Source organism: Micromonospora sp. WMMD558, from assembly GCF_049315255.1.
In the GTDB taxonomy this organism is placed as follows: Bacteria; Actinomycetota; Actinomycetes; order Mycobacteriales; family Micromonosporaceae; genus Micromonospora.
On record NZ_CP186061.1, the window covers coordinates 2,854,486 to 2,877,166 of the forward strand.

A 22,681-nucleotide genomic window follows, 5' to 3' on the forward strand; every position below is an offset into this window, starting at 1 on the left:
GCCCCGTCCCTGGCGACGGCGGCCGGGCGGCGGATGAGCGCGGCCGTGCGGCGGCTGCGGGTGGGCGGCCCGGCGTCGGGTCGGCACCCCGGCCCGGTGGGGCGTTCGGCGCAGCCCGTCCGGCGGTCAGGCGTCGGCGCGTTCCCGCCACTGGGTCAGGGCGATGCCGTGGCCGTCCGGGTCGCGGAAGGCGGCCGCCCAGACCTCCAGCTTCGTGCCCCGGTTGACCACCCGGGGCGCGTACGTGAAGCGGACCCCCGACTCGCGCAGCCGCGCGTACGCCGCCTCGATGTCGTCCACCTCGAGGTTGACGTGCACCAGCCGGCGGCTGACCGGAGCGGCCTCGGTGACCTCACGCAGCACCAGCCGGGTCGACCCGGAGGCGAGCACCGCGTTGCCCGAACCCCGGTCGACCTCGGTGAAGCCGAGGTCCCGGTAGAAGGCGAGGGACCGCGACAGGTCGGTGACCAGCAGCGTGAGCCCCACCCCGGCGATCGGCGGGTCGCCGGCCGCCTCGCCGAAGATCGCCTCGTCGAGGCCGTCCGGCGGCACCGCCTCGTCGGCGCGCGGTGCGGGCGGGTCGTCCAGCGGCAGGTCCAGCGGGTCCAGCGGGTCTGCCGGGGAGGGCACCCGGAAACCGCGGGCGGGAGGTGGCTCCGGCGCGTCGGCCGGCGGCGAGTACGGCTCGCCGGTGCGGGGCACGTCGCCCACCGGTTCGTACCGGTCGGCCGGCGGGTCGAACCGCGTCCCGCCGGGCGGGTCGAACGCCTCGTCGGCGGGGGGACGGGGGGTCGGGGTGGCCGCCCGCCGGGGCAGGTCGCTGGAGGGCGGCTCGACGAGCGTCCCCTCCACCACCTTCGGTCCGCCCGGGACCTGGTGCACGACCACGGTCTCCCGCTCGGCGGGTGGCGCGACGGGGTCAACCGGGGGGCTCGCGTACGGGTCGCCGTACGGGTCGCGGAAGTCGTCCTCCGGCGTCCGGTCGGCCCACGGCGGCGCCTCCTGACGGATCAGCACCTCCTCCACCGGCTCGGTGTCCGCGTACTCGGGGGGCAGGTCGGCGATGACGGCGGCCGTCTCGGCGTGCGTCGGCACCTCGTCCCAGAGGACCCGGACGTGCCGCTGGTCGTCGAGGGCGACGCGGATCGGGAGGGTCTGGCCCGGCGCGGGCCACTTCGCGACCGGCACCCGCGGGTCGATGATCTTCTTGGATCTCGGCGGCAGGCCCGGCGCGTCGATGACGAGTTGCAGCTCGCACCGGCCGAAGGCGTACTGGGTGGGCGGCTCGGAGACGCTGTGCACATGCCCCTCGCCGATGACCCAGGTGCGCCCCCCGGCACGGACCGTGGCCAGCGCGATCGCCAGCACCAGCAGCGCGACACCGAGCGCCACGATCGCCCAACTGGTCATGCCCAGGCCGAACAGGACCACGAAGGTGGCCACCGTGCCCAGCACCGCGCCGACCAGCTTGCGGACCGGCGCGATGGGCCGGTTCCCGCCATTCGCCACTGTGGACCTCCCGGGGGTCAGGGCCAGGCTAGGCCGGACCGGCCACCGGGGGAAAGACCGGCCGCCGTCCCGGCGCCGGGACCGGGTCGCTACGCTGACCGTACCCAGCCCGACCGTCTTCCGCGCACAGGAGGAACCCAGCGTGTCCAGCAGCAGCCCGGACGAACGCACGCTCGTACTGATCAAGCCCGACGCGGTCCGCCGCGGGCTGGTCGGTGAGATCATCTCCCGGTTCGAGCGCAAGGGGCTGCGGATCGACGCGATGGAGACCCGGACGATGGACGGCGACTTCGCCGACCAGCACTACGCCGAGCACGTCGACAAGCCGTTCTACCCGCCGCTGAAGGCGTTCATGACCGGCGGTCCGCTGGTCGCGCTGGTGCTCTCCGGCGACCAGGTCATCGAGGTCGTCCGCGGGATGCTCGGCAGCACCGACGGCCGCAAGGCCGCCGCCGGCACCATCCGGGGTGACCTGTCGCTGTCCAACCGGGAGAACCTGGTGCACGCGTCCGACTCCGTGGACAGCGCGAAGCGCGAGATCGCGCTCTGGTTCCCCGAGCTGGGCTGATCGCCCGTCCCGGGCCGGCCTGGTCGGCTTTTCCGAGCCGGCCTGATCGCTCCGTCCCGAGCTGGCGGACGGGGTACCCGCCCACTCCCTGACCGCACGGACGACGGCGGCCGGTGCGCACCCCGCACCGGCCGCCGTCGGGTCCGCCGCTCAGACCTCCGCGGGCGGCTGCGCCCGGGTGGTGACCGCGATCCGGTTCCACACGTTGATCGTCGCGATCGCCATCACCAGGTCCGCGAGCTCCTTCTCGGACCACACCTTGGCCGCCGCGTCCCACACGTCGTCGGGGACCCCGTGCTCGCCGAGCTTCGTGACGGCGTCGGTGAGCGCCAGCGCGGTGCGCTCCCGCTCGTCGAAGAACGGCGCCTCGCGCCAGGTGGCGACGGCGAACAGCCGCCGGCTCGACTCGCCCGACGAGAGGGCGTCCCGGCTGTGCATGTCGACGCAGAACGCGCAGCCGTTCAGCATCGACGCCCGCAGCTTCACCAGCTCCAGCACGGTGTGCTCGACGTTCGCCCGGACGTACTTCTCCAGCCCCAGCACCGCCTGGTACGCCTCCGGCGCCACCTCGGCCGTGTTCATCCGCTGCATGACAACCTCCCTGCTCGGTGCGTTTCACCCGCTCGACGGGACGGCGGTCGCCGGCGTGACGGCTCGGCGCTGTGACCCCGCCCACCGCCCACCGCGGGTGGGGGTTACAGGGTGTCCAGGGAGGCGTGGCGGCGGGATTCGGCTTCGAAGAGTTTGAGGAGGGCGGCGGCCAGGAGCGCGTACCCGAGGCCCACCGCTGCCTCGGCCGCGAGCGGGCCCGCCGCGGCGGACAGGCCGTCGCCGGCGGACAGGCGGCGGGCCGCCTCGGCCGCGTGGGTGATCGGGAGGAGCTGGCCGGCCACCCGCATGCCGACCGGCAGGTCGGCGGCCGGCACGTTCACGCCGGTGAGCAGGAGCAGCAGGGCCACCGACACGTTGGAGACCAGCCACACGTCACGGAACCGCAGGCCCACCGCGCCCAGGGTCAGCCCGAAGAAGCCGCAGGACAGGGCCGCCACGGCGAGGGTGAGCAGCAGGGCCGGCAGCGCCGACGCGGGTATCCGAAGGCCGAGCAGGAGCGCCGCCGCGGTCAGCGTGGTCACCGCGATGAGCAGGCCGTTTCCGGCGTACGGCAGGACCCGGCCGAGGAAGACGGCGGTGCGGCTCGCGGCGACAGCAGCACGTGCCCCAGGGTGCCGAAGCGCCGCTCGTTCGACACCGCCATCGTGCCGCCGAACACACCCGCCAGCGAGGCGGCGAGCACCGCGTTCCCGACGATGTAGAAGCGGTCGTCGGCGACCCCGAGCTGCCGGCCCAGGTACGCGAAGAAGAGCAGCTGGAACAGCGGCCCGACGAGCAGGGTGCCGACGAACATCGGCGGGGTGGTCCAGTTGAACAGCGCCCGGTAGGCGATCACGCCACCGGTGCCCACCAGGCGGAACAGGTCGGTCATCGTCCCCTCCTCAGGCGAGCGCCAGCGTGGCGGCGGCCCGTGCCCGCCGCTCGACGTACGTCATCATCAGCGCGCCGACCGCCAGGCAACCGAGGCTGATCGCCAGGCAGACGCCGAGCGACGGCCAGACCGGACCGCTGCCGGTGGCGGCCTCGCGGACCGCCCGGGCGCCCCACGTGGTGGGCAGCACCGCGGCGACCGGGCCGGTCCACCCGGGCAGCACCGTGATCGGCACGAGCATCCCGGAGACCAGCCAGATCGGGTACTCCAGCGTGTTGGTCAGTGCGTTGGCGTTGCGCAGCAGCACGAACGTCGACGCGAGCAGCAGGCCGAACATGCCCAGCCCGACGATGCAGCCGGGCACCGCGACGGCGAACGCGACCGGGTCGGCGAAATCCAACGGGATGCCGTAGAGCAGCCGCCCCCACAGCAGGGTGGCGACCATCGCGTACGTGCCGGTGAGCGCCGTGGCCAGGGTGATCGGCAGGATGACCAGCGCGGGCGGCCGCGGCGCCAACATGATCATTTCCAGGGTGCCCTGCCAGCGCTGGTTCTGGATCGCGCCGCCGGAGCCGAACAGCACCGACGACCAGACGCCCATCAGACCCGCGCCGACGGCCGCCTCCAGCAGCCGGCCCGGCTCGCCGCCGGCCCGGAACAGGTAGACCGCCAGGGTCGCCTGGACGACCGGGACGATCAGCGCGGTGGCGACCTCGAACGGCGACCGGCTGAGCTGCTTGGCGTGCAGCAGCGCGCCGACCGCGATCATCCGCAGGGTCCTCACGCCGGCACCGCCTCGGCCGCGCGGTGCCCGTCCGCCCGGTTGACGATCGAGACGTACGCGTCCTCCAGCGTCGGCTGCCGCGCGGTGACCCGGCCCAGCCGGACGCCGGACAGCGCCCGTAGCACGTCGGCCTGCACGTCCACCCCCGCGTCGGACTGCACGGCGAGCACCTGGGCGGCCCCGACCACCTCCAGGCTCGCCTCCCGTACCCCGGGCAGGGCGTGGATCGTGGCCAGCCGGTCGTCGGTCACCCCGTACGCCTCGACCTCCAGCACCTGCCGGCCGTCGGCGTGGTGCCGCAGCTCCGCCGGGGTGCCGAGCGCCTGGATACGGCCGCCGGCGATCACCGCGATCCGGCCGCACAGCTCGTCCGCCTCGGCCATGTAGTGCGTGGTCAGCAGGACCGTGGTGCCGGTGGCGGCCAGGTCGGCGACGGTCTGCCGCAGCTCCCGGGCGGCCACCGGGTCCACGCCGATCGAGGGCTCGTCGAGGAAGAGCACCCGCGGGCGGTGCAGCAACCCCCGGGCGATGTGCAGCCGCTGCCGCATGCCCCGGGAGTAGCCCTCGACCCGCTCGTTCTCCCGGCCGGTCAGCCGGACCAGGTCCAGCAGTTCGGCGATGCGCCGCTTCTGCTCCCGGCCCGGCACGCCGTACAGCTCCGCGAAGTAGCGCAGGTTGTCCCGCGCGGAGAGCCGGTCGTACAGGCCGCGGTCGCCACCGAAGACGTACCCGATCCGCCGGCGTACCTCCCGGGTCTGCCGGACCACGTCGTAGCCGCAGATCCGGGCGGTGCCGGCGGTCGGGATGAGCAGCGTGTTCAGCAGCTTGATGGTCGTCGTCTTCCCGGCGCCGTTCGGGCCGAGCAGGCCGAACAGCTCCCCGTTGCCGACCGTCAGGTCGACGCCGCGGACCGCCTCCACCTCCCGGCGCTGGGGTCGTAGCCATCCGGTACGGCTGCGGTAGGTGCGCCGCAGCCCGGCCGCCTCGATCGCGTACCCGCTCACCCCGGCCCCCCGTTCCGCCCGCTCACGCCGGCACCTCGCTCCGCTCGCTCATGGCGGTGAATCTAGGGACGGCGGGCGTGGCGGGGAAACGAATTCGGCGTTCGCCGAATCGTCACGCGGAGGCGGTCGCCGGGTCGGCGCCGATCAGCGTGACGAGCGCCCGCCCGGCCGGTTCCAGGCCGTACAGGACGCGCCGGCCCACCCGGCGGCGGTGCACCACGCCGGCGGCGAGCAGCGCGGCGAGGTGCTCGGAGACGGTGCTCGGGGCGAGCCCGAGGGTGGCGGCGAGCCCGGCGGTGGTGGCCGGCCGGGTCAGCGCCCGCAGCACGGCGGCCCGGCCCCGGCCGACCAGCACGGCCAGCCGGTCGGTGTCGGCGACGCCGGCCACCGCCGGGGCGGGACCGCCCTCGGCGAGCAGGGCCGCCCCGCGCGCCTGGTAGGAGACGGCGACGATCTCCGGGTGGTCGGTGGAGCAGGATAGCGCGCCCCGGGAGAAGACGAGCGGGATCAGCAGCAGCCGCTGGTTCGTCGCCCGGAAGCTGTGCTCGAGGGGCTTGACCAGGGTGAGCACCGGCCGTTCCCAGCGCACCCGCTCGTGCAGGTCGGCCAGGAGCGCGTCCGGGCCGTCCGCGGCGAGGGCCCGCGCCCGGTTCAGCACCTCCTCGTCCAGGGCCGCCCGCATCGCCGGCCACCACGGCGCGATCGCCGCGTCCCAGTACGCCTGGATACCGTCGGCCAGCCGGTCCAGGGCGGCCTGCCGGTCGGTCACGAACGGGCGGAGCCAACCCGGCGTCTCGTCGTCGCCGTGGTGCAGGCGAATCTGCTCGGCGATCAGCTCGCGCGGCGTGGCGCGGAGGACGGCCAGTTCCTCGGCCAGGGTCGGCGCCGGCGACGGCGGGATCGGGGTCAGAAAGTCCGGTGCCATGCCGCCCGGGGTGACCAGCAGCCGGGCCGGCGCGGCGGCCGGGACCTCGGCGAGCACCCGCCGGGCGTGCCGGGCCCAACCGGTGTACGGCCACGGCGGTTCGCCCGGATTCCGGTGCAGCAGGTAGAGGCTCGTCAGCACCTCCCAGAGCGGACTGGTGGCGATCCGGGTGCGGGCGAGGGTGGGCTCGTCGAGCTCGATCCGGATCACTGGCCGAGCCTAGCGGGCCGTTACTCGGAGGAGATCTCCGTCGACGGTCGGGTAGGCTTGACGGCCGAAAGGCGATGACCCGGCCATCACCGGTGAGCCTCCGGAAGAAAGGGCGTCCGCGCCCGAGTAGAACCGGACGGGTCCGGCCCGTCACAGCCGGCCAACGAGCGGGCGGTCGATCCTGGCCGCCAAGCGGGGTGGTACCGCGGGTCATGCCCGGACACGCCGGACGGCGTACCGGAAACAGGCTCGTCCTCGCAGACCACACGTCGAGTGAGCTGCTGAGGAGAGCGACCCCCGATGGCCTATCCGTTGCACGACCCGACCGCGGCCGGCGTCCCCGCGAGCCCGGACCTGCCCGCCGTCGAGCGCCGGGTCCTGGAGCACTGGACGGCCGACAAGACCTTCGAGGCCTCCGTCGAGGCGCGCGAGGCCGGCCGGAACGGCGAGAACGAGTACGTCTTCTACGACGGCCCGCCGTTCGCGAACGGCCTGCCGCACTACGGCCACCTCTTCACCGGCTACGTCAAGGACGTGGTCCCGCGCTACCAGACGATGCGCGGCCGGCGGGTGGAGCGGCGCTTCGGCTGGGACTGCCACGGCCTGCCGGCCGAGGTGGTCGCCGAGAAGCAGCTCGGCATCACCTCCAAGGCGGAGATCCTCGACCTGGGCGTGGCCCGGTTCAACGAGGCCTGCCGCACGTCGGTGCTCGAGTTCACCCAGGACTGGGAGCGGTACGTCACGCGCCAGGCCCGCTGGGTCGACTTCGCCAACGACTACAAGACGCTCGACCTGGACTACATGGAGAGCGTCATGTGGGCCTTCAAGACCCTGCACGACAAGGGTCTGGTGTACGAGGGCTTCCGGGTGCTCGCGTACTGCTGGCGCTGCGAGACGCCGCTGTCGAACACCGAGACCCGGATGGACGACGTCTACCGGGACCGGCACGACCCGACGCTGTCGGTGTGGTTCGCGCTGACCCCGGACGAGAGCGCGCCGGAGCCGGTGCGCGGGCCGGTGAAGCTCGGCGTCTGGACCACCACGCCGTGGACCCTGCCGTCCAACCTGGCGCTCGCCGTCGGCCCGGACATCGAGTACGCGGTGCTGCAGCGGGACGGCGAGCGGTACGTCGTCGGCGCGGCCCGGCTCGGCGCGTACGCGAAGGAGCTGGAGGGGTACGAGCAGGTCGGCACGGTGTACGGCCGGGACCTGGTCGGCCGCCGGTACACGCCGCTGTTCGACTTCCTCGTCGAGCAGGCGGGGGAGAACGCCTACCAGGTGCTCGGCGCGGAGTTCGTCACCACCGAGGACGGGACCGGGATCGTGCACCTGGCCCCGGCGTTCGGCGAGGACGACCAGAACGTCTGCAACGCCGCCGGCATCCCCACCATCGTCACCGTGGACGACCACACCCGGTTCACCGCGCTGGTCCCGCCGTACCAGGGCGAGCAGGTCTTCGACGTCAACAAGCCGGTGATCCGGGAGCTGAAGGAGCGGGGGGTGGTGCTCAAGCAGGACACCTACACCCACGCGTACCCGCACTGCTGGCGCTGCGACACCCCGCTGGTCTACAAGGCGGTGTCGTCCTGGTTCGTGGCGGTGACCACGTTCAAGGACCGGATGGTCGAGCTGAACCAGCAGATCAACTGGACGCCCGGCCACATCAAGGACGGCTCGTTCGGCAAGTGGCTGGCCAACGCCCGCGACTGGTCGATCAGCCGGAACCGGTTCTGGGGTTCGCCGATCCCGGTGTGGAAGTCCGACGACCCCACCTACCCCCGCGTCGACGTGTACGGCTCGCTCGCCGAGATAGAGCGGGACTTCGGCGTACGCCTGACCGACCTGCACCGGCCGGCGGTGGACGAGCTGGTCCGCCCCAACCCGGACGACCCGACGGGAAAGTCGACGATGCGCCGGGTGCCGGAGGTGCTGGACTGCTGGTTCGAGTCCGGCTCGATGCCGTTCGCCCAGGTGCACTACCCGTTCGAGAACGCCGAGTGGTTCGAACACCACTACCCGGGCGACTTCATCGTCGAGTACATCGGGCAGACCCGGGGCTGGTTCTACACCATGCACGTGCTGGCCACCGCCCTGTTCGACCGGCCGGCGTTCCGCAACTGCCTGAGCCACGGCATCCTGCTCGGCTCGGACGGGCGCAAGATGTCCAAGAGCCTGCGCAACTACCCGGACGTCTACCACGTGTTCGACTCGTACGGGTCGGACGCGATGCGCTGGATGCTGATGTCCTCGCCGGTGCTGCGCGGCGGCGACATGGCGGTGACCGAGACGCTCATCCGGGACGCCGTGCGTCAGGTGCTGCTGCCGCTCTGGAACGTCTGGTACTTCTTCTCGCTCTACGCCAACGCGGACGGCCACACCGCTCGCCGCCGGACGGACTCGACGCATGTGCTCGACCGGTACGTGCTGGCGAAGACCAACGAGCTGGTGTCGACGGTGCAGGCGCAGATGGAGGCGTACGACATCTCCGGCGCCTGCGCCACCGTCCGGTCCTACCTGGACGCGCTGACCAACTGGTACGTGCGCCGCTCCCGGGACCGGTTCTGGTCCGGCGACGCCGACGCGTTCGACACCCTGTGGACGGTCCTGGAGACGCTCTGCCGGGTGGTCGCTCCGCTGGCACCGCTGACCGCCGAGGAGATCTGGCGTGGCCTGACCGGCGAGCGCTCGGTGCACCTGACCGACTGGCCGTCGGCGGACGGGTTCCCCGCCGACCACGAGCTGGTGTCCGCGATGGACAACGTGCGGGCGGTCGCCTCGGCGGCGCTGTCGCTGCGCAAGGCCAAGGGCCTGCGGGTGCGGCTGCCGCTGTCGACGCTGACCGTGGCCTCGCCGGCCGCCGACCAGCTGCGCCCCTTCGCGGACCTGGTGGCCGACGAGGTCAACGTCAAGGAGGTCGTGTTCACCGGCGAGGTGCAGGCCTACTGCCAGCAGGTGCTGACCGTGGTGCCCCGGGCGCTGGGCCCGCGGGTCGGCAAGGCGGTCCAGCAGGTGATCAAGGCGGTCAAGGCCGGGGAGTGGGACCTGGTCGACGGTGCTCCGGTCGCCGCCGGGGTGACCCTCGCCGAGGGCGAGTACGAGCTGCGCCTCGTCGCCGCCGACGCCGAGCACTCCGCCCCGCTGCCCGGCGGCGAGGGGGTGGTCGTGCTGGACACGGAGGTCACGCCCGAGCTCGCCGCCGAGGGCCTGGCCCGGGACGTGGTCCGGGTGGTGCAGCAGGCCCGCCGCGACGCCGACCTCGACGTGTCGGACCGCATCGTGGTCGCGCTCGCCGCCTCCGAGGAGGTGCGGGCGGCGGTGTCCGCGTACCTCGACTTCGTGCGGCGGGAGGTGCTGGCCGAGTCGGTCGACTTCGCCGAGGGCATCGACGGCTTCACCGGCGAGGTCGGCGACGGCGAGCAGGTGACGGTGACCGTCCGCCGGGTATGAGAGGCCCCGCCACCTGTGTCGTCGCGGTGGGGGCGCGTCCGCTACCGTGACAGCGCCCCTACCGCACCCCCCGACCTGCCGGAGGACCAGTGCCGCTGCTCTACACCATCGGCAAGCTCACCGTGGCGCCCGCGCTGCGGCTGGCCTTCCGGCCGACCGTGGAGGGGTTGGAGCACGTGCCGGAGACCGGTGGCGCGATCTTCGCCGGCAACCATCTCTCGGTCGCCGACGAGCTGTTCCTCGGCGCCGTCGTCCCCCGGCACCTCGCGTTCTGGGCGAAGTCGGAGTACTTCAAGGGCACGGGTGTGAAGGGCCGGTTCTCGAAGTTCGTGCTCACCGGCCTGGGCGCGATCCCGGTCGAGCGGGCCGGCGGGCGGGCGGCCCTGTCCGCGTTCGACGCGGCCATCCCCGCGCTCAGAGCCGGTGAGCTGGTCGTCGTCTACCCGGAGGGCACCCGGTCCCCGGACGGGCGGCTCTACCGGGGGCGCACCGGCGCGGTCCGGCTGGCGGTGTCCGCCGGGGTGCCGATCATCCCGGTCGGCATGATCGGCACCGAGAAGGTCCAGCCGATCGGCGCCCGGGTGCCGCGGCCGTTCACCGGCAAGATCACCGTCAAGTTCGGCAAGCCGCTGGACTTCACCGGTCGCTCGGACGACCGGACCTCGCTGCGGGCGATGACCGACGAGGTGATGAGCGAGATCCAGAAGCTGACCGGCCAGGAGTACGTCCCCCGCTACGCCCCGCCGCGCGCGCACCCGCCCATCGCCGGCGAGCCCGGCGCGGTCTGACCGGGGCCGCCCCCGTCACGTGCCCGGTCACCCCGGCGACAACGCGTACCGAAGAAGCGCTCAGCTCTGTTGCTGGGTGACGATCTGCTCCCGCAGGGTGGCGAGGAGAGCGGCGCTGTCGTCGACCGAGAGGCGGGTGAACACCGCGGTCGCGATGCTGCCGTGGTCGACCGAGGTGCACACCACCACGTCCGTGCCGTCGGCGCGGCCGACCGCGCAGCGTTCGTGCCGACCCCGGATGCCGGTGTCGATGATCCGCGGCTCGCCGAGCGAGTACTGCTCGGTGAGGCGGGCGATCTCGGCGTCCGCCTCCGACTCCGGGCTGAACCAGAAGCCGGTGCCGCCGAAGACGGTCACCCGTTTGCCGCTCCCGGTGGCGTAGACGCCGGCGAACGTGTCGCTGGCCAGCCAGTGCGCGCTGCGGACCTCCGCCTCCAGTTTCGTCGCGGCCGCCGTGCTGCGGTCGTCCTGCCGCAGCCGCAGGTCCGCGACCTCGGCCGGCAACGCGGCGCTGGCCGGGACCTGGTTCATCATCGGCATCGCCCAGTAGGCCGGGCAGCCGCAGCAGCAGGCGAGGGTGAACAGCAGCACCCAGGGCCACTTCCGGCGCTTGCGGACCGGCACCGGGACGTACCCCCTGGGGGCCTGCCAGCCGGGCGGCGGCGGGACCGGCGGGGGAGCGTTCCGCCGCCGGCGCTTCGACCGCGCCGGCAGCGGCGGTGCGGGCGGCGGCGGGACCGGGACCGGGTACGCGGCCGGCGGGTACGCGGCCGGGGCCGGCGACGCGGGGTAGGGGACCGGGGCCGGCGACGCGGGGTACGCGGCCGGGGCCGGCGACGCCGGGTAGGCGGCCGGCGGCGACAGGGGGTGCCCGGGCGCCGGTGACGCGGGGGCCGGTGGCCCGGAGTACGGGCGCGTCGGCGCCGGGGAGGGGTAGGGGGTTGTGGGCGGCAGCGGCGGAAGCTCCGGCATCTCGCCCGACGGCAGGTCCCAGCCGCCGGTGTCCGCGCCCGCCCAGGGGTCGACCGGGGCCCGGTCCTCGGGGGCCTCGACCGGGCGCGGCGGCACCGGGGTCGGCTCGGCCGACTCGCCCCAGGCACGCTTGCGCGGCGACGGGGGTGGCACCGCCGCCGACCCGCTCCACCGGGGCGCGGGCGGCTCGGGAGCCTCCTCGGCCGGCAGCTTGCGGGTGCCCGACGGGCCGTGGGCCTCCTCGGCCGGCAGCTTGCGGGTGCCGGCCGGGCCGTGGGCCTCCTCGGCCGGCAGCTTGCGGGTGCCGGCCGGGCCGGCGGACGCGGCATCGGGCGGCGGCTCACCGGCCGGGAACTGGCGGGTGCCCCGCGGCCCGGAGGGCTGACCGCCGCCCGCCGCAGCGGTGGCGGGCGGGACGCCCCCGACGGAGGCCGGCGCGGGCGTGGTGGGCTGGTCGTCCGCGGCCGGTGCGTCGGCCGTCGGGGGCGTGCCCTGGGCCGGCGCGGGCGGGCTGGCCGGGCCGGACGGCTCCGCCCGGGATCCGGTCGCCTCGGGCGGCGCGGACGGCGTGACGGGGGTCGGCTCGTCGGTGACCGCCGGTTCCCGGTCCCGGTGCGGGGTCGTCCCGTCGACCGGCCGGTCTGTTCCCGGCTGCGGCTCCGGCTGCGGCATCGCGGCAATCTGCTTCCTACTAGTTGCTCATTGGTGAGCGGTTCGGATGATTCGCGCTCCGCTCGGCGGTGGCCGGGCTGGAGTCCTGGACCGGCAGTCTGGTCCGGTGGCGATCGGCCCTGTCCTGCAAGATCTGCTTCACGGCGTGATGCGAAGTGTGCAGGGCGATGTCGGGGTCGCCTGCTCGCTGCAGGATGTTGATCGCGGCGTTCACGTCGGCCTGCCACACCACCCTGCAGGAGGTGCAGTGAAGCCGGTCACCGCTACGTCGGCCGAGGCTGCCGCAGCGGTGACAGGCTTGTGAGGGGTAGGCGGCGTTGACGTGGACGAGCGCAGAACCTCTGCGTTCCGACACGTTGGTTAGCGCCTCAGCGGTGACCCCTTTGGTCCACGCGGCGAGGCGACGGTTGACGTTCCTATCGAGCTTTGTGCGTCCGGCGAAGCTTTTGGTGAGGTCTTCGGCGACCACCGTGGCGGCCTTGTCAACGACCCGGTGCACGGCGATAAAGATCTCCGTGCGGACCTGCGCCCGATGACGGGCGGCCTGCCGGTCCCGCTTCACGTACCCCAGATTGTTGACCTTGATCCGGTTCGCTTTGCGGTGGTCGCCGCGGCGGGCGGCGGTGTTGGCGATCGAGCGCAGCTTCGCCCGGCGCCGGTTGCGCTGCTTCAACCGGTCCGACTCCGTAGCCAGCAGCTCGCCTAGGCGGGTGCCGTGGTGCTCGCCGTCGGAGTCGGTCAGGACTTCGGTGTAGCCCTTGTCGACGCCGATGGTCCGGCTGCCGCGCGGTCGCTGCGACGATCGCATCTGAGATACGTCGATCTGGTAGTGCACCTCGACCCGGCCGCCGCGCAGGATCAGCCGCAGCGTGCCGGTTGGAGCGACCGTCGTGGACAGCGGGATCCTGACCATCTTGCGGCGTTCGAGACCGGGTACCGCCAGCCACAGCCGGCCGTGCCCGTCAGTAAGGGTGTGGTGCTGGTCGGCGCGCACGACGATCTGATCGTGGGTGCGGTTCTTGCCTCGCCGCCAGTGCTTGCGCATCTGCCGGGCCAGGAACGGATCGTCCGCCCACCGGTGGGTCTTAAGCGCGGTGAGCATGCGCTTGCGCTCGGCCGGAGCGCCGGTGCGCCGCAGGATCGCCCGCCGCACCTCGACCTTGGCCGAAGCCAGGTGCGCCGCGATGTCGGCCATCGCGTCGCGGGCGGTCTCCTTCCAGGCGTTTGCCAGCACACCGAACCGCTGGTGCGTGCCATCGGCCAGCCACCGGTCTCGAACCTGTCGGTCCTTCAGCCCGGACCCCACCCCGCTGATCGAGCCGTAACGCTGCCACACCTCGCTGCGCACCCGACCCAGCCGGCGGGCCTGCTCCACCAGCGCCATGTACTTGCCCGGATTCAGGCCAATCGAGTAGGCGATGCGGGTGACCTTCACCCGTTGCCTCCCGTGATCAGATCCGCACCCTTGAGTTCCCTCTCGTAGCATCGCAGCCCGTCCGATCGGCACAAGAAGGCTGCAACGATCGCCAGCAGAGCCTCCACCAACCCCTGCTGCGGTGACAGTGACTTGAAGTTGCCCACGACAATCTGGCAGCCACGGCAGGCAGCCGTGTGCGCCAGACGGTCGAGGGACGTCACTTCTAGTCATTCCTCCTCTTGCCGAATTGAGGTTAGTACCGGTGTGCCATCACCGGGAGCCGGCCGCCGGCCGCCGGTACGGCGTGACCGGCCGGCCGTCCGTCTGAACCGCTCTGAGCAGGGCGTCGGTCCTGGCCGGCCGTCTGGCAGCGGTGGCTCCATTCGCCAGCGGCAGGTGGATGCTCGCCCGCGGCGCGGTCGGCCGGCCGGTGGGCGGCTACCCTTGGGCATCATGAGCGTTCCGTCCACCACGCCGCGCCCCGCCGCGGCCAACCCGTCGGTCTGGTCCCGCCTGGAGCCGCTGCTGCCCCAGGTGACCAAGCCCATCCAGTACGTCGGTGGCGAGCTGGGGGCGGTGGTCAAGGACTGGGACGCGGCGGCGGTGCGCTGGGCGTTGATGTACCCGGACGCGTACGAGGTCGGCCTGCCCAACCAGGGTGTGCAGATCCTCTACGAGGTGCTCAACGAGCTGCCCGACGTGCTGGCCGAGCGGACGTACGCGGTCTGGCCGGACCTGGAGAAGCTGATGCGCGCCCACGGCGTGCCGCAGTTCACGGTCGACGCGCACCGCCCGGTCCGCGACTTCGACGTGTTCGGCGTCTCCTTCTCCACCGAGCTGGGCTACACCAACCTGCTCACCGCGATCGACCTCGCCGGCATCCCGCTGCTCGCCGCCGACCGCACCGACGCCGACCCGGTGATCGTGGCCGGCGGGCACGCCGCGTTCAACCCGGAGCCGATCGCCGACTTCGTCGACGCCGCCGTGCTCGGCGACGGCGAGGAGGCGGTCCTGGAGATCACCACGATCGTCCGGGAGTGGAAGGCCGAGGGTTCCCCGGGCGGACGCGACGAGCTGCTGCTGCGGCTGGCCCGCACCGAGAGCGTCTACGTCCCGCGCTTCTACGACGTGGATTACCTGCCCGACGGCCGGATCCAGCGGGTCGTGCCGAACCGCCCGGACGTGCCGTTCCGGGTGCACAAGCGCACGACGATGGACCTGGACGCCTGGCCGTACCCGAAGAAGCCCCTCGTCCCGCTGGCCGAGACGGTCCACGAGCGGTACGCGGTGGAGATCTTCCGGGGCTGCACCCGCGGGTGCCGGTTCTGCCAGGCGGGCATGATCACCCGCCCGGTGCGCGAGCGGTCGATCACCACGGTGGGGCAGATGGTGCAGCAGGGGCTGGAGTTCTCCGGCTTCCACGAGGTGGGCCTGCTGTCACTGTCGTCGGCCGACCACTCGGAGATCGGCGACATGTGCTCCGGCCTCGCCCAGCAGTACGAGGGCACCAACGTGTCCCTCTCCCTGCCGTCGACCCGGGTGGACGCGTTCAACATCGAGCTGGCGCAGGAACTGTCCCGCAACGGCCGGCGGACCGGTCTGACCTTCGCCCCCGAGGGCGGGTCGGAGCGGATCCGCAAGGTGATCAACAAGATGGTGTCGAAGGAAGACCTCATCCGCACCGTGGTCACCGCCTACACCAACGGCTGGCGGCAGGTGAAGCTCTACTTCATGTGCGGCCTGCCCACCGAGACCGACGAGGACGTCCTCGAGATCGCCGACATGGCGCACGAGGTCATCCGGGCCGGCCGGGCGGCGACCGGCTCGAAGGACATCCGCTGCACGGTGTCGATCGGCGGGTTCGTGCCGAAGCCGCACACCCCGTTCCAGTGGGCGGCGATGGAGCGGCCGGAGGTCATCGACGGCCGGCTCAAGCTGCTCAAGCAGGCCATCAACGCCGACCGGTCGCTGGGCCGGGCGATCGGCTTCCGCTACCACGACGGTGAGCCGTCGCTGATCGAGGGCCTGCTGTCCCGCGGTGACCGCCGGGTCGGCGCGGTGATCCGGAAGGTCTGGGAGAACGGCGGCCGCTTCGACGGCTGGAGCGAGCACTTCTCGTACCAGCGGTGGGTGGACGCCGCCGCCGAGGCCCTGCCGGCCTTCGGCGTCGACCTCGACTGGTACACCACCCGGGAGCGCGAGGAGCTGGAGGTCCTGCCCTGGGACCACCTGGACTCCGGCCTCGACAAGGACTGGCTCTGGCAGGACTGGCAGGACTCGCTCAGCGAGTACGAGCAGGACGACTGCCGGTGGACCCCGTGCTTCGACTGCGGCGTCTGCCCGTCGATGGACACGGAGATCCAGATCGGTCCCACCGGGAAGAAGTTGCTCCCGCTGACCCCGATCAACGGCCTGCGGGTCCCCAGCGGCACCCCGCAGTAGCCCCCGGGGCCGGCGACCGCCGCCGGCCCGGACATCCGAGGAGCACGACGATCAGTAGGAAACCACAGCCGGAGGGCGGGCAGGCGCCGGTCGTCCAGCGCATCCGCATCCGGTACGCCAAGCGGGGGCCGCTGCGGTTCACCTCGCACCGGGACTTCGCGCGCGCGTTCGAGCGGGCGCTGCGCCGGGCGGGTGTGCCGATGGCGTACTCCCAGGGCTTCACACCCCACCCCAAGATCTCGTACGCCAGCGCGGCGCCCACCGGCGTGGCGAGCGAGGCGGAGTACCTGGAGATCGGGCTGCGCGACGCGGTCGACCCGGCCGCGCTGCGCGGCGCGCTCGACGCCGCTCTCTCGCCCGGGCTGGACGTGCTCGACGCCGTGGTCGCGACGGGCGGGAGCCTCGCCGACCGGATCCAGGCGTCGCACTGGCGGATCGAGCTGCCCGAGGTCGACGCCGCCGTGCTGCAGAAGGCGGTGGCCGCCTTCAGCGCCGCCGACGAGGTGCTGGTCGAGCGGATGACCAAGCAGGGCCGGCGCACCTTCGACGCCCGGGCGGCGGTCAACTCCATCGATGTGATCACACCGGCCGAGACGCCTTCCGGGGTCCCGGCGGTACCGTGTGCGATACTCGAACTGGTCGTGCGGCAGGTCACCCCCTCCGTACGGCCCGATGACGTCCTTTCCGGCCTCCGCGTGGTGGCCGACCTGGAGCCGCCGGTCTCACCGAGGGTGACCCGGCTGGCACAGGGCATGCTGACCGCGCAGGGTGCGATAGCGGATCCGTTGGAAGCGGACCGCGACGGGGCAACCATCGACGGGCACTGACCGACGGTCGGTGCCCGGCTAGGCAGACTTCGGCGGTCGCGCGGCTCGCGCGAACGGCGGAAACACCTTTTGCGGCGACCCTGCGTGGCAGCGCTCACCCGCGCCCGGGGCAGCCAGAACTGGAGAACGCCCATGCTCGAGAACGAGCCCGAGGGCGGCGAACGCACCGGCTCCCAGCCGGTTGGCGAGACCGCCGCACACCACACCGCCCAGGGCGGTGCCCCCACGAACCCCGCCGACCCGTCGGCGGAGAGCGGGAACCCGACCGCCGGCGAGCCCGCCGCGGCCAGCCCGGACGAGCCGGCGGGCGACGCCCCCGGTGCGTCGACCGGCCCCGCCCCGGGCGAGCTCGCCGACAGCGGCGTCGCCGAACTGGGCCCGCCGTCGACCCCCCGCAAGCGCGCCAGCCGGCGGCGGGTCGCCCCGGTGACCCAGCCCGAGCAGACCGAGGCCCCGGTCGAGGCCAGCAGCGACGCCGTGCCGGGCAGCGGCGAGGCCCCCCAGGCGGAGGTGCTCGCCCCCGTGTCCGGGGACGGGGAGCCGCCCGCGAAGGCGACGCGCCGCCGCCGCAAGGCCACCACGACCAGGGCCGCCGAGGAGCCCCTCACCGCGGCCGCGGCGGAGGAGGCCGGGGCGGACGTCGTACCGCCGGTGAAGGTGACCCGTACCCGACGCAAGAAGGCGGCCCCCGCGGCCGCCGAGCCGGCCGCGGAGACCCCGGCCGACGCCGCCGGGATCGGCACCGAGGCCGCGCCGGCGGAGCCGGTGGCGGCCGAGGCCGGCGCGACCGGGACCGAGGTCGAGCCGGAGGCCGGCACCGAGTTCGGCGCGGCGCAGACCGCTGCCGGCGGCGCCGCAGAGGTGCCCTCCGGGGTGTCCGCTCCCGCCGAGGAGGCCGAGCCGGAGCGCCCGACGCGGCGCCGGCGGGCGGCCCTCTCCGCGCCGACGGTGCTGTTCATGGCCCCGCAGCCGGAGGAGATCCCCGCCGCGCGGACCGTCGAGGAGCCCGCCGCCGAGGAGGCGGCCGAGCCGCCGCGCCGCCGCCGGCGCGGTCGCCGCGACGTCGAGCCGGTCGAGCCGGTCGAGCCGGTCGAGGCCGTCGAGGTCGTCGAGGTCGAGGAGGAGCCGACCGAGGAGGCCGTCGAGGTCGCCGAGGACGAGGACGAGGACGAGACGGCCGCCGGCCGTCGGCGGCGCCGGCGTGGCCGGCGTGGCCGAGGCCGGGGCAAGGGCGGTGCCGACGAGGACGAGGAGGCCGAGGAGGCCGCTCAGGCCGAGGCGGAGGAGCCCGAGGCCGAGGAGGACGAGGAGCCCGAGGCCGAGGACGGCGACGGGCTGACCCGCCGCCGCCGGCGCCGGCGGCGGCGGGGAGCGGGCGACGTCGAGGCGGCCACGGACGACGGCGTGCCGACGGTCGTGAAGATCCGGGAGCCGCGCCGTACGGTCGACGAGGTGCAGGGCGTCTCCGGCTCCACCCGCCTGGAGGCCAAGCGCCAGCGGCGCCGGGACGGCCGTGAGCAGCGGCGTACCCGCCCGCCGATCCTCAGCGAGGCCGAGTTCCTGGCCCGGCGGGAGGCGGTCGACCGGGTGATGGCCGTCCGCCAGCGCGGCGACCGTACGCAGATCGCCGTCCTGGAGGACGGCGTGCTGGTCGAGCACTACGTGACCCGCAACTCGGCCGCCACGATGGCCGGCAACGTGTACCTGGGCAAGGTGCAGAACGTGCTGCCCAGCATGGAGGCGGCGTTCGTCGACATCGGCCGGGGCCGCAACGCCGTGCTGTACGCGGGCGAGGTCAACTGGGACACCACCGGCCTGGAGGGCCGGGCCCGGTCGATCGAGCAGGCCCTCAGGTCCGGTGACTCGGTGCTGGTGCAGGTCACCAAGGACCCGATCGGGCACAAGGGCGCCCGGTTGACCAGCCACGTGGCGCTCTCCGGCCGGCACCTCGTCTACGTCCCGGGCGGCAACGCGTCCGGGATCAGCCGCAAGCTGCCGGACAACGAGCGCAAGCGCCTGCGGGACGTGCTGAAGAAGCTGGTCCCGGACGGTGCCGGCGTGATCGTCCGCACCGCGGCCGAGGGCGCCAGCGAGGACGAGCTGGCCCGCGACGTCAAGCGGCTCCAGGCGCAGTGGGAGGACATCCAGGCCAAGGCCGCCGAGGGCGGCGCCCCGGTGCTGCTCTACGAGGAGCCCGACCTGGTCATCCGCGTCGTCCGGGACCTCTTCAACGAGGACTTCCGGGAGCTGGTGATCGAGGGCGAAGGCGCGTACGGCATGGTCGAGTCGTACCTGTCGCACGTCTCGCCGGACCTGGTCGCCCGCCTGCGCCGCCACCTGGGCGCGAGCGACGTGTTCGCCGAGTACCGGATCGACGAGCAGATCCTCAAGGGCCTGGACCGGAAGGTCTTCCTCCCCTCCGGCGGCCACCTGGTCATCGACCGGACCGAGGCGATGACCGTGGTGGACGTCAACACCGGCAAGTACACCGGTGCCGGCGGCAACCTGGAGGAGACGGTCACCCGGAACAACCTGGAGGCCGCCGAGGAGATCGTCCGCCAGCTGCGGCTGCGCGACATCGGCGGCATCGTGGTGATCGACTTCATCGACATGGTGCTGGAGTCGAACCGGGAGCTGGTGCTGCGCCGGCTGACCGAGTGCCTCGGGCGGGACCGCACCAAGCACCAGGTCACCGAGATCACCTCGCTCGGCCTGGTGCAGATGACCCGCAAGCGGATCGGCGCGGGCCTGCTGGAGGCGTTCAGCGAGACCTGCGAGTGCTGCAAGGGCCGGGGCCTGATCATCCACACCGAGCCGGTGCCGGAGAAGGCCCGCCCGGGCGGCGCGGGGGAGAAGGTCAAGGCCGTCGCCTCGGCCGCGCCCGTCGCCGAGGCGGGCACCTCGTCCCGCCGCCGCGGCCGCAAGAGCGTCCCGGCGGAGCGGACGGTGGTCGAGGTCACCGAGGACGAGAGCCCGGCCGACATCATCGGCACCACCGACGCCACCGGCGCCACGACGACCGGGTCGGACGCCGACTACTACGACACGATGGGCTACGACCTGTCCCGGTACGAGACGGAGACGCCGGCCGCGCCGGACATCGCCGACAGCCAGACCGGCGACTCGGCCCGGCTGGCGGCGCCCGACGACCCGGACGCGCTGGGCGACGGCGAGGAGTCCGAGGGCGGCTCCGGCCGGCGACGGTCCCGGAGGGGTGGCGCCCGCCGGCGTACCCGCCCCTGACCGATCGGCTCACGACAGGGCTCCCGCTCCGGCGGGGGCCCTGTCGTCGTGTGCGGCCGGGTAGGGTGGGCTCTTCGGGCGGGCCCGGTTTGGGAGTCGGCCCGACCATGGCGTACGCTTGCCTGCGGCGCACTTTGGTGTGCCGAGTTCCCGCGTGCCCACGCCGCCGTGCCTCTGCTGCCCGGCGAGCCGCCGTGGGAACGACCGCCAGCAGCCTCAACGACAGGGAGTCCGCCTCCGATGTACGCGATCGTCAAGACCGGCGGCAAGCAGTACAAGGTCGCCGAAGGCGACGTGATCGAGGTCGAGAAGCTCGTCGGTGCCCCCGGCGACGCGGTGAAGCTCGCCGCGGTGCTCCTCGTCGACGGTGACGACCTGGTGACCGACGCGGCGAAGCTTGCCAAGGTCGAGGTGTCCGGCGAGATCGCCGCGCACACCAAGGGCCCGAAGATCCGGATCCACAAGTTCAAGAACAAGACCGGCTACCACAAGCGCCAGGGTCACCGCCAGCCGCTGACCCAGGTCAAGGTGACCGGCATCTCCAGCGGGAAGTAGGTCGTCCTCCAATGGCTCACAAAAAGGGTGCGTCCAGCTCGCGTAACGGCCGTGACTCCGCGGCCCAGCGGCTCGGCGTGAAGCGCTTCGGTGGTCAGGTCGTGAGCGCGGGTGAGATCCTCATCCGCCAGCGCGGCACCAAGTTCCACCCGGGTGACCTGGTCGGCCGCGGCGGAGACGACACGCTCTTCGCGCTGGCCGCCGGCGCGGTCCAGTTCGGCACCAAGCGCGGCCGCAAGACCGTCAGCATCGTGCCGCAGCAGTAGTTCGAAGGCGTTGCGGGCCGCGGACCTCGGGTCCCGGCCCGCTTCGCTTTTTCTCGTGCGGGGGCGTACCTCGCTGGAAGGATTGGTGGCGTGACGACGTTCGTTGACCGGGTCGTCCTGCATTTGCAGGCCGGCGACGGCGGGCACGGCTGCACCTCGATCCACCGGGAGAAGTTCAAGCCCTTCGGCGGGCCCGACGGCGGCAACGGCGGGCACGGCGGCAGCGTCTCCCTGGTGGTCGACCCGCAGGTCCACACGCTGCTCGACTTCCATTTCCGCCCGCACGTCAAGGCAGCCAATGGCAAGGGCGGCGCCGGCTCGAACCGGGACGGCGCGAACGGCGCCGACCTGGTGCTGAAGGTGCCGAACGGCACGGTCGTGCAGGCCCTCGACGGCACGGTGCTGGCCGACATGGTCGGCGCCGGCACCACCTTCGAGGTCGCCCGGGGCGGCCGTGGCGGCCGGGGCAACGCGGCGCTGGCCAACGCCCGCCGCAAGGCGCCCGGCTTCGCCGAACTGGGCGAGCCCGGCGACGTGATCGACGTGGTGCTGGAGCTGAAGAGCGTCGCCGACGTCGGCCTGGTCGGCTACCCGTCCGCCGGCAAGTCGTCGCTGATCTCGGTGATCTCGGCCGCCAAGCCGAAGATCGCCGACTACCCGTTCACCACCCTCGTGCCGAACCTCGGCGTGGTCCGGGTGGACAACCACACCTTCACCGTCGCGGACGTGCCCGGCCTGATCCCCGGCGCGGCCACCGGCAAGGGGCTCGGCCTGGAGTTCCTCCGGCACATCGAGCGCTGCTCGGTGCTGGTTCACGTGGTCGACACCGCGACGCTGGAGACGGACCGCGACCCGGTCGCCGACATCGAGACGATCGAGGCGGAGCTGACCGCGTACGGAGGACTCGCCGACCGGCCCCGCCTGGTCGCGCTCAACAAGGTCGACGTGCCGGACGGGCGGGACCTGGCCGAGATCGTCCGGCCCGACCTGGAGGCACGCGGCTTCCGGGTGTTCGAGGTCTCCGCCGCGACCCGCGAGGGGCTCAAGGAGCTCATGTACGCGATGGCGGAGCTGGTCGAGGTCGCGCGGGCCGCCGCGCCGCCGGCCGAGCCCACCCGGATCGTCATCCGGCCGACGGCGGTCGACGACGCGGGCTTCACGATCGAGGCCGCCCCGGACGGCGCCTGGGTCGTGCGGGGCGTCCGACCCGAGCGTTGGGTCCGGCAGACGAACTTCGACAACGACGAGGCGATCGGCTACCTGGCCGACCGGCTGGCCCGCCTGGGCGTCGAGGAGAAGCTCGGCAAGGCCGGGGCGCAGGCCGGCGACCTGGTGCGCATCGGGGAGCGCGAGTTCGACTGGCAGCCCACCCTGTACGCCGGCGCCGACTTCGTCCCCGGCGTCCGCGGTGCCGACATCCGGCTGGAGGACAAGGCGCACCGGCCCAGCGCCGCCGAGCGGCTGGCCGCCCGCAAGGCCCGGCGGCAGCGGCCGGCCGACGAGGTCGAGGCGGGCGAACCGGAGCAGGACGCCGAATAGGAGGCGGGCGAGCCGGAGTAGGACGCCGAA

General features: G+C 73.3%; 18 protein-coding genes. 9 read left to right on the forward strand and 9 right to left on the reverse strand.

Annotated elements, in window-relative coordinates:
• Positions 1–126: 126 nt before the first annotated feature.
• On the reverse strand, positions 127–1,509 hold the full coding sequence (locus tag ACN26Y_RS13900) for a VOC family protein (RefSeq protein ID WP_422734792.1): 1,383 nt from the start codon (positions 1,507–1,509) through the stop codon (positions 127–129).
• Positions 1,510–1,651: 142 nt separating this feature from the next.
• Between ACN26Y_RS13900 and ndk the strand changes: the two genes are divergently transcribed.
• Positions 1,652–2,077, forward strand: a complete 426-nt coding sequence (gene ndk / locus ACN26Y_RS13905) for a nucleoside-diphosphate kinase (protein WP_155330684.1) — start codon at positions 1,652–1,654, stop codon at positions 2,075–2,077.
• 150 nt (positions 2,078–2,227) lie between these two features.
• Here ndk and ACN26Y_RS13910 read toward each other — a convergent pair whose 3' ends face one another.
• The 6 genes from ACN26Y_RS13910 to ACN26Y_RS13935 form a co-directional block, all read right to left on the reverse strand.
• On the reverse strand, positions 2,228–2,668 hold the full coding sequence (locus ACN26Y_RS13910; RefSeq protein WP_155330685.1) for a carboxymuconolactone decarboxylase family protein: 441 nt from the start codon (positions 2,666–2,668) through the stop codon (positions 2,228–2,230).
• A 104-nt stretch (positions 2,669–2,772) separates the two neighbouring features.
• A complete protein-coding gene (locus ACN26Y_RS13915; RefSeq protein ID WP_422734932.1) occupies positions 2,773–3,243 on the reverse strand; it encodes an ABC transporter permease in 471 nt (156 codons plus the stop codon).
• Entirely contained in the window at positions 3,207–3,560 is a 354-nt protein-coding gene (locus tag ACN26Y_RS13920) for a hypothetical protein (RefSeq protein WP_422734793.1), read from the reverse strand. Before ACN26Y_RS13920 ends, ACN26Y_RS13915 begins: the two co-directional genes overlap by 37 nt.
• Before the next feature lie 10 nt (positions 3,561–3,570).
• Positions 3,571–4,344 (reverse strand): ABC transporter permease, encoded by a 774-nt coding sequence (locus tag ACN26Y_RS13925; protein WP_230688988.1) that lies wholly within the window; start codon positions 4,342–4,344, stop codon positions 3,571–3,573.
• Complete coding sequence (locus tag ACN26Y_RS13930; protein ID WP_155330687.1) at positions 4,341–5,348, reverse strand: ABC transporter ATP-binding protein; 1,008 nt, start codon at positions 5,346–5,348, stop codon at positions 4,341–4,343. Before ACN26Y_RS13930 ends, ACN26Y_RS13925 begins: the two co-directional genes overlap by 4 nt.
• Before the next feature lie 112 nt (positions 5,349–5,460).
• Positions 5,461–6,483 (reverse strand): helix-turn-helix domain-containing protein, encoded by a 1,023-nt coding sequence (locus tag ACN26Y_RS13935; protein WP_155330688.1) that lies wholly within the window; start codon positions 6,481–6,483, stop codon positions 5,461–5,463.
• Positions 6,484–6,783: 300 nt separating this feature from the next.
• Here ACN26Y_RS13935 and ileS point away from each other — a divergent pair, with 300 nt between their 5' ends.
• A complete protein-coding gene (gene ileS, locus ACN26Y_RS13940) occupies positions 6,784–9,930 on the forward strand; it encodes an isoleucine--tRNA ligase (protein WP_155330689.1) in 3,147 nt (1,048 codons plus the stop codon).
• Positions 9,931–10,019: 89 nt separating this feature from the next.
• Positions 10,020–10,718, forward strand: coding sequence for a lysophospholipid acyltransferase family protein (locus ACN26Y_RS13945; protein ID WP_155330690.1), 699 nt, complete (start codon positions 10,020–10,022; stop codon positions 10,716–10,718).
• A gap of 60 nt (positions 10,719–10,778) precedes the next feature.
• Here the strand turns inward: ACN26Y_RS13945 and ACN26Y_RS13950 are convergent, their stop codons facing one another.
• Both ACN26Y_RS13950 and ACN26Y_RS13955 read right to left on the reverse strand, forming a co-directional pair.
• The gene (locus tag ACN26Y_RS13950) at positions 10,779–11,942 is read right to left on the reverse strand and encodes a hypothetical protein (protein ID WP_230689058.1); all 1,164 of its coding nucleotides are present in this window, start codon (positions 11,940–11,942) and stop codon (positions 10,779–10,781) included.
• 439 nt (positions 11,943–12,381) lie between these two features.
• Complete coding sequence (locus ACN26Y_RS13955) at positions 12,382–13,797, reverse strand: RNA-guided endonuclease TnpB family protein (protein WP_422734794.1); 1,416 nt, start codon at positions 13,795–13,797, stop codon at positions 12,382–12,384.
• Between the two features lie 435 nt (positions 13,798–14,232).
• On the opposite strand from ACN26Y_RS13955, the gene ACN26Y_RS13960 reads away from it, so the two are divergent.
• The 6 genes from ACN26Y_RS13960 (at position 14,233) to obgE (ending at position 22,651) form a co-directional block, all read left to right on the forward strand.
• Positions 14,233–16,221, forward strand: a complete 1,989-nt coding sequence (locus ACN26Y_RS13960) for a TIGR03960 family B12-binding radical SAM protein (RefSeq protein ID WP_155330692.1) — start codon at positions 14,233–14,235, stop codon at positions 16,219–16,221.
• A 107-nt stretch (positions 16,222–16,328) separates the two neighbouring features.
• Positions 16,329–17,048, forward strand: coding sequence for a TIGR03936 family radical SAM-associated protein (locus ACN26Y_RS13965; RefSeq protein ID WP_155334082.1), 720 nt, complete (start codon positions 16,329–16,331; stop codon positions 17,046–17,048).
• 132 nt (positions 17,049–17,180) lie between these two features.
• Positions 17,181–20,291, forward strand: coding sequence for an Rne/Rng family ribonuclease (locus ACN26Y_RS13970; RefSeq protein ID WP_422734795.1), 3,111 nt, complete (start codon positions 17,181–17,183; stop codon positions 20,289–20,291).
• 240 nt (positions 20,292–20,531) lie between these two features.
• Positions 20,532–20,846 carry a 50S ribosomal protein L21 gene (gene rplU, locus ACN26Y_RS13975; protein WP_109898987.1) on the forward strand — a complete coding sequence of 105 codons (315 nt, stop codon included), beginning with the start codon at positions 20,532–20,534 and terminating at the stop codon, positions 20,844–20,846.
• Positions 20,847–20,857: 11 nt separating this feature from the next.
• Positions 20,858–21,112 carry a 50S ribosomal protein L27 gene (gene rpmA, locus ACN26Y_RS13980; RefSeq protein WP_088975624.1) on the forward strand — a complete coding sequence of 85 codons (255 nt, stop codon included), beginning with the start codon at positions 20,858–20,860 and terminating at the stop codon, positions 21,110–21,112.
• Between the two features lie 90 nt (positions 21,113–21,202).
• Complete coding sequence (gene obgE, locus ACN26Y_RS13985; RefSeq protein ID WP_155330694.1) at positions 21,203–22,651, forward strand: GTPase ObgE; 1,449 nt, start codon at positions 21,203–21,205, stop codon at positions 22,649–22,651.
• Positions 22,652–22,681: the final 30 nt, after the last annotated feature.